The sequence below is a fragment of the Schumannella soli genome (assembly GCF_006517435.1).
Taxonomy (GTDB): Bacteria; Actinomycetota; Actinomycetes; order Actinomycetales; family Microbacteriaceae; genus Schumannella; species Schumannella soli.
Genome location: NZ_VHQG01000001.1, coordinates 782,207 through 795,099, shown reverse-complemented (window position 1 = coordinate 795,099; position 12,893 = coordinate 782,207). Strand labels below are relative to the sequence as shown.

At 71.8% G+C, this 12,893-nt stretch carries 16 protein-coding genes; 9 read left to right on the top strand and 7 right to left on the bottom strand.

The features are described 5' to 3' along the window. The 6 genes from FJ657_RS03610 (at window position 1) to FJ657_RS03585 (ending at window position 4,175) form a co-directional block, all read left to right on the top strand. Window positions 1-642 (top strand): G5 domain-containing protein, encoded by a 642-nt coding sequence (locus FJ657_RS03610; protein WP_255447119.1) that lies wholly within the window; start codon window positions 1-3, stop codon window positions 640-642. A gap of 251 nt (window positions 643-893) precedes the next feature. Next, a complete protein-coding gene (gene rpmB, locus FJ657_RS03605; RefSeq protein WP_141162274.1) occupies window positions 894-1,130 on the top strand; it encodes a 50S ribosomal protein L28 in 237 nt (78 codons plus the stop codon). Further along, a complete protein-coding gene (rpmG, locus tag FJ657_RS03600; protein WP_029145259.1) occupies window positions 1,130-1,300 on the top strand; it encodes a 50S ribosomal protein L33 in 171 nt (56 codons plus the stop codon). The genes rpmB and rpmG overlap by 1 nt, the downstream gene beginning before the upstream one ends. 3 nt (window positions 1,301-1,303) lie before the next feature. Continuing rightward, window positions 1,304-1,609 carry a 30S ribosomal protein S14 gene (gene rpsN / locus FJ657_RS03595; RefSeq protein WP_141143798.1) on the top strand — a complete coding sequence of 102 codons (306 nt, stop codon included), beginning with the start codon at window positions 1,304-1,306 and terminating at the stop codon, window positions 1,607-1,609. A gap of 140 nt (window positions 1,610-1,749) precedes the next feature. Then, the gene (locus tag FJ657_RS03590; RefSeq protein WP_141162273.1) at window positions 1,750-2,037 is read left to right on the top strand and encodes an HU family DNA-binding protein; all 288 of its coding nucleotides are present in this window, start codon (window positions 1,750-1,752) and stop codon (window positions 2,035-2,037) included. A gap of 170 nt (window positions 2,038-2,207) precedes the next feature. Beyond that, a complete protein-coding gene (locus FJ657_RS03585; protein WP_181408852.1) occupies window positions 2,208-4,175 on the top strand; it encodes a bifunctional copper resistance protein CopD/cytochrome c oxidase assembly protein in 1,968 nt (655 codons plus the stop codon). 29 nt (window positions 4,176-4,204) lie between these two features. Here the strand turns inward: FJ657_RS03585 and pdxR are convergent, their stop codons facing one another. Continuing rightward, entirely contained in the window at window positions 4,205-5,719 is a 1,515-nt protein-coding gene (gene pdxR, locus FJ657_RS03580) for a MocR-like pyridoxine biosynthesis transcription factor PdxR (protein WP_141162272.1), read from the bottom strand. 88 nt (window positions 5,720-5,807) lie between these two features. On the opposite strand from pdxR, the gene FJ657_RS03575 reads away from it, so the two are divergent. Next, window positions 5,808-6,266: a carboxymuconolactone decarboxylase family protein gene (locus FJ657_RS03575; RefSeq protein ID WP_141162271.1), complete on the top strand. Its 459-nt coding sequence runs from the start codon at window positions 5,808-5,810 to the stop codon at window positions 6,264-6,266. A gap of 3 nt (window positions 6,267-6,269) precedes the next feature. On the opposite strand, the gene FJ657_RS03570 is transcribed toward FJ657_RS03575, so the two are convergent. After that, window positions 6,270-7,250, bottom strand: coding sequence for a hypothetical protein (locus tag FJ657_RS03570; protein WP_141162270.1), 981 nt, complete (start codon window positions 7,248-7,250; stop codon window positions 6,270-6,272). A 194-nt stretch (window positions 7,251-7,444) separates the two neighbouring features. Here FJ657_RS03570 and FJ657_RS03565 point away from each other — a divergent pair, with 194 nt between their 5' ends. Continuing rightward, entirely contained in the window at window positions 7,445-7,852 is a 408-nt protein-coding gene (locus FJ657_RS03565) for a PPOX class F420-dependent oxidoreductase (protein WP_141162269.1), read from the top strand. A gap of 293 nt (window positions 7,853-8,145) precedes the next feature. Then, complete coding sequence (locus FJ657_RS03560) at window positions 8,146-9,438, top strand: ATP-dependent DNA helicase (protein ID WP_141162268.1); 1,293 nt, start codon at window positions 8,146-8,148, stop codon at window positions 9,436-9,438. A gap of 78 nt (window positions 9,439-9,516) precedes the next feature. Here the strand turns inward: FJ657_RS03560 and FJ657_RS03555 are convergent, their stop codons facing one another. The 5 genes from FJ657_RS03555 to FJ657_RS03535 form a co-directional block, all read right to left on the bottom strand. Continuing rightward, complete coding sequence (locus tag FJ657_RS03555; protein ID WP_141162267.1) at window positions 9,517-10,167, bottom strand: hypothetical protein; 651 nt, start codon at window positions 10,165-10,167, stop codon at window positions 9,517-9,519. Window positions 10,168-10,279: 112 nt separating this feature from the next. Beyond that, window positions 10,280-10,669: a DUF4383 domain-containing protein gene (locus FJ657_RS03550; protein WP_141162266.1), complete on the bottom strand. Its 390-nt coding sequence runs from the start codon at window positions 10,667-10,669 to the stop codon at window positions 10,280-10,282. A gap of 147 nt (window positions 10,670-10,816) precedes the next feature. Further along, a complete protein-coding gene (locus FJ657_RS03545; RefSeq protein ID WP_141162265.1) occupies window positions 10,817-11,464 on the bottom strand; it encodes a dienelactone hydrolase family protein in 648 nt (215 codons plus the stop codon). Window positions 11,465-11,518: 54 nt separating this feature from the next. Continuing rightward, window positions 11,519-12,049 (bottom strand): hypothetical protein, encoded by a 531-nt coding sequence (locus FJ657_RS03540; RefSeq protein ID WP_141162264.1) that lies wholly within the window; start codon window positions 12,047-12,049, stop codon window positions 11,519-11,521. 119 nt (window positions 12,050-12,168) lie between these two features. Further along, on the bottom strand, window positions 12,169-12,893 hold a 725-nt coding region (locus tag FJ657_RS03535), incomplete at its 5' end, for a type 1 periplasmic-binding domain-containing protein (protein WP_369407394.1).

The following is a 12,893-nucleotide window of genomic DNA, read 5'->3' as shown; positions in this document are numbered from 1 at the left end:
GTGACGAACCTCCCGCCGAGCCGACCGTCGCTGTGGACGCGTCTCGGCGTCGCGCGCATCCCGATCGTGATCTTCTCGATCGCGGCTCTGCTCGGCGTGGCGATCGGCGTGCCCGTGGCCAATGCGGCGGTCGAGAGCGCGCGCCATCATCCGCAGAGCTTCGCGGCTCCCGTCGCCAGTGAGACTCCGACCGCGACGCCGACTCCGGACCCCGTGGTCCGCTACGAGACGGTCACCGAGACCGCACCGGTCGCCTTCGACCGCGTCACCGTCGATGACGCCACCCGCGCCGCGGGCACGACCGCGGTGACGACCGCCGGTGTGGACGGGGAGCTCACCCGCGTCTACCGGGTCACGTACACCGACGACGTCGAGACGGCGCGCGAGCTGCAGACCGAGACCGTGTCGCGGGCGCCGGTCGCCGAGGTGACCAGTCGCGGAACCTACGTCGCCCCTCCGGCCCCGCGCTACGTCGCTCCGGCGCCCGCGGCACCGGCACCGCCCGCGTCGAGCGGCGGAACCGTCAACCCCGGCGGGTACTGCGGCAACGTCGGGGCGACGGGCGTCGCCGCGAACGGCAAGACCTACACCTGCGGAGCCAAGGGGCCCGACGCCAACGGCAAGTACCACTGGAACGCCTGAGCGCGACGCCTTACGACCTGCGACTCGCGACGCCCGGCTCCGCGGGCTCGAGATCGCTCGCGTTGCCGCGCGGGCGATCGTCGGGTACCCTCGGAGGGTTGCGCGTCTCGGCGCGCTTCTTCTTGTGTGCCACCGCTTCTTCGGATGCGGTCTCGGCACGCCGACAAGTGACCTTGGGTGAGTCGGCCTGGGATGCGTCCCGCCGCCTCACGGTAGCCGACGGAGAGATCCGTCTCGATATTGGAGGAACCATGGCAGCCGTGTGCCAGGTGACCGGAGCCGTTCCCGGCTTCGGACACAACATCTCGCACTCGCACCGCCGGACGAAGCGCCGCTTCGACCCGAACGTGCAGAAGAAGAAGTACTACGTCCCGTCGCTGCGTCGCACCGTGACCCTGACGCTGTCCGCTAAGGGCATCAAGGTCATCGACGCTCGCGGCATCGAGTCGGTCGTCAAGGACCTGCTGGCCCGTGGGGAGAAGATCTGATGGCCAAGAAGGCACAGGACGTCCGTCCGATCATCAAGCTCCGTTCCACCGCCGGCACCGGGTACACCTACGTGACCCGCAAGAACCGCCGCAACAACCCTGACCGCATCGTGCTCAAGAAGTACGATCCGGTGGTCCGCAAGCACGTCGAATTCCGAGAGGAGCGCTAAGCCATGGCTAAGAAGAGCAAGATCGCCAAGAACAACCAGCGCGCCGAGATCGTCGCGCGCTACGCCGCGAAGCGTCTCGAGCTGAAGAAGGCGCTCATCGATCCGAACGGAACCGACGAGTCGCGCGAGGCCGCGCGCCAGGGTCTGCAGAAGCTGCCCCGCGACGCCTCGCCCATCCGTCTGCGCAACCGCGACGCGATCGACGGCCGCCCGCGCGGTGTCCTCAGCCAGTACGGCATCTCGCGTGTGCGTTTCCGCGACATGGCGCACCGTGGAGAATTGCCCGGAATCACGAAGTCTTCCTGGTAAGTTCAGTGGCGGTTCGGGGGCATCCCCGGGCCGCCACCGGCTTTTTAAGGCTCCCCACGGGGTCCGTCGGGAGCCGGTGAACTCCAGTTCACCAACTGAGCGCGGTCCGCGTACTGCAGAGAAAGTCCAGGAGGACATTCATGGCTGACAACACCCTCAACAAGACGGAGCTCGTCGCGAAGATCGCCGCCTCCACCGAGCTGAGCCAGGCCGCCGTCGGCCAGGTCATCGACTCGCTGTTCGCGACGCTCGCCGACTCGGTCAAGGCCGGCACCAAGGTCTCCATCCCCGGCTGGCTGTCGGTGGAGCGCACCGAGAGCGCCGCGCGCGAGGGCCGCAACCCCGCCACCGGCGAGACCATCAAGATCCCCGCGGGCTTCCGCGTCAAGGTCTCGGCGGGCTCGAAGCTCAAGGCTGCCGCCAAGTAAGTCTCACGACTTCCCCGAAGGGCGTCGACCATCGCTGGTCGGCGCCCTTCGGCGTTCCCGGGCGCGAGAGCCGGCGCGGCAGCGGGCGCGGCCGGGGCTCGGTGGGCGGATGGATGCGGCCGGCCCGGCGGCGCGGCGGGCGCCCAGCGGTGAGCGCCTAGAATTCCCGGGTGCCGCGCCTCGTGAAGGTGGCGGGTCCTGCCGTGCTCATCGCCGCAGCGCTCGTCGCCGTCGTCCTCTCCCTCGCCTTCGGCGGAGGCGCGACGGCACCCGCGATCGTCGACCCCGGTCCGATCGTGCGCTGGGGCCTCCCGATCACGAAGACCCTCGTCAACCTGGCCGTCGGGCTGACCCTCGGTGCGCTGCTGCTCGCACTGCTGGCCCTGAGCCCGAAAGAGCGCGCGTACGCGCGGGCGCTGGATGTCGCCGCCGCGGCCGGCGCCGCCTGGACGATCGCCTCGGCCGCGTGCGCCTTCTTCACCTTCCAGAGCGTCTACGTGCAGCCGGTCGCCTTCGACGACAGCTACGGTCAGGCCTTCGGCCAGTTCCTCACGCAGATCGCCGCCGGGCAGGCCTGGCTGGTCATGATGCTCGCGGGCGCCGTGATCACGGTGCTGTGCTTCGCGGTGCGGCACCAGCTGCTCATCCTCGTCACCTTCGCGATCGGCGTCGCCGCCCTCGCCCGCCTGTCGAACGAGGGCCACTCGGGCGACAGCTCGACCCACGACATCGCCGCGACCGCGATCTGGCTGCACATGGGTCTCGCCGCGATCTGGCTCGGCGGACTGCTCACGCTGGTGCTGCTCAAGGGCACGCTCGACCGCGGACGTCTCGTCATCGTGCTGCAGCGCTACTCCACGATCGCGCTCATCGCCTTCATCGTCGTCGCCGCATCCGGCTATGTGAGCGCCGCGATCCGCGTCGGCACCCTGCCGAACCTGCTCACGCCGTACGGCGTGCTCGTGCTGGTCAAGGTCGCCGCGCTGCTCGCGTTGGGACTGTTCGGCGCGGTGCAGCGGCGAGTTCTCATCCGCGGGCTCGGGCGCAGCGAGGGCAACGGCCGCTTCTGGATCCTCGTCGTCGCCGAGATCGCCTTCATGGGCATCGCCTCGGGTGTCGCCGCCGCGCTGGCGCGCACGCAGACCCCGCTCGCCGACACCGGCACATCCCAGCTCTCCGACCCGACGCCCGCCGAGCTGCTCACCGACAAGCCGCTGCCGCCCGAGCTGACGCCGCTGGGCTGGATCACGACCTGGAACCTCGACCTGATGTGGGCGCTCATCGTCGCGTTCGGCATCTTCTTCTACCTCGCGGGTGTGTGGCGTCTGCGCCGTCGCGGCGACAGCTGGCCCTGGTACCGCCCGGTGCTGTGGGTGGTCGGCATGCTGCTGCTGCTCTGGGCGACGAACGGCATGCCGAACGTCTACGAGCAGTTCCTGTTCAGCGCGCACATGACCGTGCACATGGTGCTGTCGATGATGATCCCCGTCTTCCTGGTGCTGTCGGCGCCGGTGACGCTGGCGATGCGCGCGATCCACAAGCGCAGCGACGGCAGCCGGGGGCCGCGCGAATGGATCCTGTGGGCGGTGCACTCGAAGTACGCGACGTTCCTGTCGCATCCGATCATCGCCAGCGTGCTCTTCGCCGGCTCGCTCTGGGTCTTCTACTACTCGCCGCTGTTCCGCTGGGCGACCACCGACCACCTCGGTCACATGTGGATGACCGTGCACTTCCTCATCGTCGGCTACCTCTTCGTGCAGATGCTCGTCGGCGTCGACCCGCTGCCGTACCGGCCGCCGTATCCGCTGCGCCTGCTGCTGCTGCTCGCGACCATGGCGATGCACGCCTTCTTCGGGTTGTCGATCATCGAGAGCTCGGGGCTCTTCCTCGCCGACTGGTACGGCGCGATGGGACGCACCTGGGGCGATCCGCCGCTCGTCGATCAGCAGGCCGCCGGCGGCATCGCGTGGAGCGTCGGCGAGCTGCCGACGGTGTCGCTCGCGATCCTCGTGGCGCTCATGTGGTCGCGCAGCGACGCCCGCGAGGCGAAGCGCCGCGACCGCAAGGCCGATCGCGACGGCGAGGCCGATCTCGAGGAGTACAACCGGATGCTCGCGGAGCGCGGCGCGCGCGACTGAGCGGCGGGTGACGCGATGCGGCGCGCGCGTCAGCGGGCCGAGCCGGTGACGCGGGCGAGGGCGGCGACGCCCGCAGGGATGTCGGCGGCGGGGATGCGACCGAAGCCCAGCAGCAGGCCGTTCGCCGTCGGGGCGCGCGCGTAGAACGGGTCGAGCGCCGTGACGCGGATGCCCGCCGCCGCCGCGAGCTCTGCCAGACGCGGTGCGGTGCGCGGGAACGCCGCATCCAGGTAGGCGGTGAGGTGCAGGCCCGCGTGGCTCGGGATGACCCGCAGGGCGTCGGGCATCCGCTCGCCCAGCTCGGCGGTCAGCAGCCGATGGCGCTCGGCGTAGATGCGCCGCGAACGGCGCGCCCGCGCGGCGAAGACGCCCGTGTCGAGAAGGTCGGCGAGAGCGGCCTGGGGAACCGGATCCGCGCTCATCCGCTCGGTGCGCTGCAGGAAGCGCAGGGCGGCGCGCAGGCTCGGCGGCGCGACCAGGAACCCGAGACGCAGCCCGGGAGCGAGCGACTTCGAGAAGGTCGCGAGGTGGATGACGCGTCCGGCGCGGTCGAGGCTGTGCAGCGAATCCAGCGGCCGCGTGCCGTAGCGGAACTCGCTGTCATAGTCGTCCTCCACGACGGCCGCGCCGTGCCGTTCCGCCCAGGCGAGCAGCGCCAGTCGGCGCGGGGTCGTCATCGGCATGCCGAGCGGGAACTGGTGCGACGGGGTCGCGTAGACGAGCCGGGCGCGCGGGGGGAGCAGATCGACGCGCAGGCCCTCGGCATCCACCGGCACGTGCTCGATGCGCGCACCGAGGCTCGCGAAGATCGCGCGCACCGGCGGGTACCCGGGCTCCTCGACGGCGACGGTGTCGCCGGGGCGCAGCAGTGCGCGGGCGATGAGGCCGAGTCCGTGCTGTGCTCCGAGGGTGACGTGCACGTCGTCGGGCTCCGCGGCGACCGCGCGCGAGAGGCGAACGTGCCGCGCGATCGCGACGCGCAGCTCGAGCAGGCCGGTCGGGTCGCCGTAGCCGCCGGGGTACGGCGAGGTCGCGCGCAGGTGGTGCGCGATCAGGCGACGCCAGTCGGCGTGGGGAAAGAGCGTCGGGTCGGGGCTGCCGCCGGCGAAGTCCCAGCGGATGCGGTCGGGCGCCGGATCGGGAGCGAGGCCGTCGTCATCGGCGGCGAGCTCGGCGATGAGGGGGATCGGGTGCAGCGCCGCAGCAGTGCAGGGGTCTGCTGGCGAGTGCGAGCCCGATATGCCTTGTCGGATGCTCCGCGCCTCCGCTCGGTCTGTCGTCGTCGCGCCGCCCGCCGCCGCTGCGCGGACGTCGGCGACGAAGGTGCCCGCGCCGACGCGGGCCTCGACCAGGCCCTCGGCGAGCAGCCGATCGTAGGCGGCGCTGACGGTCGTGCGAGCGACGCCGAGCTCGGCGGCCAGTTCGCGCGTCGCCGGCAGCCGTGCGCCCGGCGCGAGCACACCGTCGACGATCGCCGAAGCCAGTTGACGGTGGATCGCGGTAGTGCGCGCGCCGCGAGGCGGGAGGGAGATGTGCACGTCCACGCGCTCACCCTAGGACGGGGGAATGGACTGGTCGAATAGTCCGAAATCGGATATGTGACCCGGCCACCAGGACGAGCAGAGTGAAGCCATGTCACGCATCCAGATCAACAAGACCAGCGGCACCGGCTACAGCAAGGTCATCGCTCTCGACGGCTACGTGAGCGAGTCGATCGACCCTGCGCTGAAGGACCTGATCTTCCTGCGGGTGTCGCAGCTCAACGGCTGCAACTACTGCGTCGACGCCCACGCGATCGACCTGCTCGGTGACGGGGTCGCGCAGCGCAAGGTGCTCGCGGTCGCCGCCTGGCATCACTCCGAGTTCTTCACCCCGCGCGAGCGCGTCGCCCTCGAGTTCGCCGAGGCGCTGACCCGCATGACGAGCGCCGGCGTGCCCGACGAGCTCTGGGCGCGCGCCGCCGACACCTTCGGCGAGAAGGAGCTCGGCGATCTCGTGCTCGCCGTTGGCCTGATCAACCTCTGGAACCGCGTCGGAGTCGCCGCCCTGTTGCAGCCCGAGGCACCGCTCGAGCCGTCGACCGAGGGCTGAACGTCAGCCGTCGTCGCCGAGGTCGATCGGGGTGATCGTGATGGTGTCGCCCTTCACGGTCACGTCGTAGGCGACGCGGAATTCGACATCCTCGTCGTAGCGGCTGATCGTGCCGTCGGCGAGAGCCTGCACATCCATCGTCAGGTTCGCGGTGCCGGGCGTCGGCGACACCTGCCACTTCCCGGCGCCACCACCGGCGCCGATCCGCACGACCGGGTAGGTCGAGATCGTCCAGGTCGGCGGCGAGGTGACGCGATCGTCGATCACCTGGCCGAAGGGGCACCCGGTCGGCTGCAGCACCTTCTGCGTCGCGCAGGAGTCGAGGAAGCCGTCGACCTCCTTCTGCAGCCGCTTCTGGAAGCCCGTCGTCGGCGACACCTCGAGCTCGATCGCGTCGGCGTCGCCCGTGGTGTCGGCCACGAAGGTCTGGGCCTTCGCCGAGAGCAGGCGGGTGCGCGCATCCACGTCGTAGGCACCGGGAACGAACAGGGCGAAGGCGTCGGCCTCGCCCGCGGTGCGCGTCGACGCGGGCACGTCGTTGACCCGGAACCGGCTGTCGCCGTCGACCGTGACTGGCACCAGCGCGACAGGCGAGGTCGCGAAACGCCAGGCGGGGAACAGCCCGAACCGCGAGCCGTCGCGCTCCACCTCGAAGCTGCTCTCGCCCTGCTGCCCGCCCGCTCGCCAGCGCACCGTGACGGTGTGGATGCCGGCCGACTCGGTGTCGGAGACCTGACTGATGTCGGTCAGCCGGGCGCCCGTGCGCAGCACCGCATCGGTGAGCAGCGCGTCGTCGGCGCCGCCGTCATCCACACCGGGGATGCCGAGCGCGCTCGCGGCGTCACCGCGGGCGATTGTGTCGAGGTACTCGCGCACGAACGCGCCGGCCCCGAAGACGGTCGCGTTCGCCGTCGCCACCCCGCCGATGCTCGCGATCAGCACGAGACCGACGGCCACGAGCCAGGAGACGACGGTGCGACGCATGCTCGACATCCTACGAAGGGGATGCGGCCGGCGGATGCCGACGGTGCGAGCTGTGGACGGCGTGCGGCTGTGGAGGAGAGGGGCGCTGCGCGGTTGGCGGAGCTCCGCCGGACCGCCAGAATGGACACAGCACCGACCGGGCTTCGCACGGCGGTTCGCACGGCGATCGTCCCCGCCGCGCCGAACGGAGTCCCATGCCCGCCCTGGCCGACGTGCGCCTGAGCGCCGAAGCGCAGACCTTCCTGACCGACCGCCACATCGCGACGCTGTCGACCTTCGGGCGCGACGGCGGCATCCATGTCGTGCCGGTCGGCTTCACCTGGGATGGCGAGCTCGTGCGCGTCATCACCTCCGGCGGCGGGCAGAAGGTGCTCAACGTGCTGCGCACCGGGCGCGCCTCGGTGTGCCAGTTCGAGGGGGCGCGCTGGCTGACCTTCTCGGGTCGTGCCGAGATCGTCGACGAGCCGGATGCGGTGCGCGACGCCGAGCGCCGCTACGCCGCGCGCTACCGCGAGCCGCGGCCGAACCCGGAGCGCATCGTGCTGACACTGCGCCCGGATGCGGTGATGGCGTCGAGCGGGCTGCTCGAGCCGGTCGCGTAGCGGGTCGGCGAGCTTCCCACCGCCCTCCACGCCCGCCGCTCCCTGCGCCGTCCGGCCCGGTCGTGTCGCGGATGCTGCCGAGATCGGCGGCCGTCGTCGCGGGCGGCCGCCCCCGCACGCCTCGCCAGTATCGGCGTCGGGGAGGGCAGTATCCGCGATGCGTCGGTGGAGAACTCGGGGCGTCGATCGCGCATCCCGGGTAGCCTCGACGAGTCCGGCGTCCCGGCCGCGTGCGACCCGTCGTCGCGACCGCCGAGGACGCCGCATCCACCCCGCATCGACCCGGAGAACCCATGCCGCTGCCCGAGCTCTCGCCCGAGCAGCAGGCCGTCTTCGACGCGATCGAGACCACGAACGGGCACGTCTTCGTCACCGGCCGCGCGGGCACCGGCAAGTCGACCCTGCTCGAGCACCTCTCGTGGAACAGCTCGAAGGCCCTCGCGATCTGCGCTCCGACCGGCGTCGCGGCGCTCAACGTCGGCGGGCAGACGATCCACTCGCTGTTCCGGCTGCCGATCGGCGTGATCGCCGACCAGGAGATCGACCAGAGCGCCGAGCTGCGCAAGCTGCTGGCCGCGATCGAGACGCTCGTCGTCGACGAGGTGTCGATGGTCAACGCCGACCTGCTGGATGCGATGGACCGCTCGCTGCGCCAGGCCCGGCAACGCCCCCACGAGCCCTTCGGCGGAGCCCAGATCGTGCTGTTCGGCGACCCCTGGCAGCTCGCGCCGGTTCCCGGCGACGAGGACGAGCGCGCCTACTTCGCCGACCGCTACCGCTCGATGTGGTTCTTCGACGCGAAGGTGTGGGACGAGGCGGATCTCACCGTCTACGAGCTCGGCACGATCCACCGCCAGCACGAGCTCGAGTTCAAGCAGCTGCTGACCGCCGTGCGGCACGGCACCGTGACCGCCGACATGGCGCACCGTCTCAACTCCGTCGGCGCGCGACCGGCTCCCGACGACGGCACGATCACGCTCGCGACGACCAACGCGACCGTGAACCGCATCAACGGCCAGCAGCTCGCCCGGCTGCCCGGGCGCATCCTCACCGCTCGCGCCGAGGTCACCGGCGACTTCGGCAACCGCGCCTTCCCGGCCGACGACAAGCTCGAGCTGAAGAAGGGCGCGCAGGTGATGTTCCTGCGCAACGACGCCGGCGGCGACGGGCGCTGGGTGAACGGCACCGTCGGCACGGTCGAGCGCATCGACGACACCGTCTGGGTGGATGTCGACGGCGAGCTGCACGAGGTGCTCCCGGCGACGTGGGAGCGCTACCGCTACCGCTACTCGAGCGCGACGAAGAAGCTGCAGCGGGATGTGGTGGCCGAGTTCACGCAGTTCCCGCTGCGGCTCGCGTGGGCCGTGACGATCCACAAGTCGCAGGGCAAGAGCTACGACCAGGCGATCATCGACCTCGGTCCGCGCAGCTTCGCCCCGGGGCAGACCTACGTCGCTCTCTCGCGCATCACCCGGCTCGAGGGGCTGTACATGACCCGGCCGCTGCGGCCGAGCGACATCATCGTCGACGACGCGGTGCGGCGGTTCATGTCGCGCGTGACGGCGATTCCGGGCATCTCGGCGTAGCGCCGAGGGCGGCGGGGATCCGCGGGTACCAGGCACGTCGACGCAGCGCGCTGCCGGGCCGCCCGGGGGAGGCCGGCGTCAGTGCAGGTGAAGGCCGGGCAGGTTCAGCTCGTGCACGGAGGGGAACTGTCCCGCCTCGGTCGCGCTGAGCCCGGTCGTGGTGAGCGCGGCGATGATCAGCGCGCCGAGCGCGACGCCGAGCAGGAAGCGCACGGTCTGCGCGGGCGAGGACTCCGGGACGGGATGCGGGGTGCCGGGGTCGCCAGACGACCGCTGGCCGGCATCGGGATCGGGATCGGCTTCGGCTTCGGCAGCGGTCGGGAGGCCCGGGTTCGGGCGGACGCCGTCGAGGCGACGACGGGCGCGCATCCGCATCCCGAGCGCGACGGCGACGACCGTGTCGAGCAGCGTCGAGATCGCGAGCGGCAGAGCGGGCAGGGCGCGCGTGAGCTCGGTCGAGTGCACGGCCGCGGCCACGAGCAGCAGCCCGATCCAGCCGAGCAGCGGCAGCAGCACGAAGAGCAGCGCCAGGCGCTGCAGCGGGGGCTCGTCGCGGGCGAAGCAGAAGGTTCCCCAGGCGAACTCCGCCGCGCCGAGCAGCGCGAAGGCGGTCGCGAGCGCGGGCGGGGCGCCGATCACGAGGGCGAGATGGATGAGTCCGGCCCCGAGCGACGCGAAGCCGAGCCAGATGCGCAGCACCGGCGAGAGCGGGGGCAGGCTCGGCGTCACCGACGCTCTCCCGCAGGAGGAACGCGGCCGAGCGCGGGGTCGCGTTCCCAGCGCGGGATGTCGACGCCCCGCCCTCGGAACGGTACCCCGCCCTCGCCGCGGGAGGACGTGTTCAGCGGGCGACCGGTTTCGCCTTCGGGCGCTCGGCGCCGAGCCCGACCGCGAGCAGCACGACCGAGCTGGCGAAGTGCAGCACGTTGTCGGGGGCGTTGATCGCGAGGAAGTTGACCGGGGTGCCGAGCAGGAACAGTCCGGCGATGCCGAGCACGAGGTACGCGGCGCCGACGATCGAGTTGACCGTGCGGGCCGAGCTGAGCCCGCCGACGATCGCGGCGACCGCGAGGATGAGGCCGATCAGCAGGTGCGCGAAGTTGTGCAGCAGGTTGACGCCGAAGAGGCCGAGCAGCAGGCCGCCGTCGGGAAGGAAGAAGCCCCAGACGCCGATCGCGATGAAGAAGACGCCGAAGATGGTTCCGAGCAGGCGGTTGGGTGACGACAGCATCGCCCCTCCGATTCCCCCGGGCGCCTCGGGTGGGCGCCGCTGAGGTCAGGGTATCCGCGCGCGGGTCTCGAGAAAACCCCGCGGCTTCCCTGAAGCGCCGCGGGTCGGGACCGCGGTGCGCGCGGGGTTCGGATGACGGACGCGCCGTCAGCTCGCGAGCTGCGACTCCAGGAACGAAGCCGAGCGTGCGAAGGCCAGCGCCGCCGCATCCCGGTCGAACTCGCCGCCGACCGTGCCGTTGGCGAAGCCGTGCCGGGTCGCCGGGTAGGCGTGCTGCTCGATCGGGGTGCCGTCGTCTTTGAGCCGGGCGATGAACGCGCCGGGCTCCGCGCCCTCCGGCCACTCGTCGATCTCGGCGAGGTGCAGCAGCACGGGCGCGGGCAGCACGCCGTGCACGTTCTCGGCGAGGGTGGCGTAGTAGGCGACCACCGCATCCACGGCCCCGGTCTGGGCGAAGCGCAGGCCGTGCCAGCCGCCGATCGAGAAGCCGATCACGCCGATGCGGGTGCTCCCCTCGCCGCGCAGCTGCTCGAGCGCGAGGTCGATCTCCGCGTCGACGCCGTCGTCGGTGAGCGTGGTCAGCAGCCGCTCGGCCTGCTCGCCGTCGACCGTCGCGACCCCGTCGTACAGATCGGGAACGAGCACACGGAAACCGACGCGCGACAGCGCCTCGGCGTAGTTCTCGAGCCAGGGCAGCCGGCCGTACCAGTCGTGCACCACGATCACGCCGGGATCTCCCGGGCGCCCGAACTCGAGCGGAACGCCGGGATGGGGGATCGGCACGAGCTCTTCCACGCGACCATTCTGGCCGTTCGACGCCCGTCTGCCGCGGTACTCGCGGCGGGTTTCTCAGGATGACGGGGGCGGATCCGCCGCGTCGACGGCAGGGGCGGCGGGTTCTGCTGAGAAACGCGCGGTGTCGGCGGGGTCCGGTGAGGAGCGCGCGGAGTCGGGTGCGCGACGCCGCCACAGCAGGGGCGCCGTCGCGAGCACGAACACCGCGAAGGCCGTCTGCGTCACCAGCCCGACGCCGATCTGACCCGGAGCGGCGCCCGGCATCCCGATCTCGAAGGTCATCGTCGCGTTGACGGCCACGTCGGCGACCATGATGGCTGCGCCGAGCAGCACGGCCGCGCGACGCCAGCGCAGTGCGGCGAGCCCCTCGCGGGTGGGCGCGCCGCCGAGCATCAGCACGATGACCGTCGGATCGAGCGCCGTCAGAGCGACCCAGAAGGCGCGCACCGCGGTCGGCGCGTCCTCGTAGACGTCGATGCCGCCGAGCGTGAGATCGATCACGTGCGTGGTGGTGCCGACGGCGAAGCCGACCATCCACATCACGCGGAGGGCGAGGTGGATGCGGGCCGAGCGCGCGTCGTCCATCGCGCGAGGGTAGCGCGGCGCGGGCGCGCGGGGGTGCGGGCGGCGAGGCGGGCGCGGTGCGACGCCATCGCGGGTCGGCGGCGCGATCGCGGGTGCGGCGCGGCCACCGACCAGGTGGGTCAGTCGATCCAGACGACGATGCCGCGCGCCTCGTGCAGCACGGCGGCGACGCCGGCGCGCACGGCGCGGTCGCAGCGCGCCGACGTGAAGCTCTTCGGGTCGTAGTCCGACGGAGTGCCGAGCCCCTCGCCGCGGAACGACGCTCCCGTCCAGTCGACGGCGGTCACGTTGCCGGTCGGCTCGGCGACCTCGGCGCCGATCACGAGGAACTGCTGGTCGAGGTGATTCGCGGTGACGAGCGCGAGCGCGTCGACGAGGTCGTTGCCGGCGCTGATGATCAGGTCGGGCTCCTGATCCATCGCCTCGACGATCGCGGCGACCTTGTCGTGGCCGGCGGTGACGGTGCGCAGCGACACCTTCTCGGCCTCGGCCCAGCGCACGACCGAGTCGTCGATCGTCGTGACCGTCGCATCCTCGTCGTCCGCTCGCAGCAGCACGACGCGCATGCCGGGCGAGGGGTGCACGGCATCCCAGCTGCCCTCGCGCGGGTGGATGGTCGCCTCCGGCGACGGGCTCGCGCTCGGCAGGAAGCCGGCGCCGAGCTCGCCGATCGCGCTCGGGGCGGCGTGCGGGCGACTCCAGTCGTCGCCGGCGCAGCCCGCGAGCGCCGCGACGAGCGCCACCGCCGCGAGGCCGCCGACGGCGACCGAGGTGCGCGCGAGGGCGGCGCCGAGGGGCGGGCGAGCGGGCACGGGCGGGTCCTTCGGGTGCGGGGTGCGGGTGC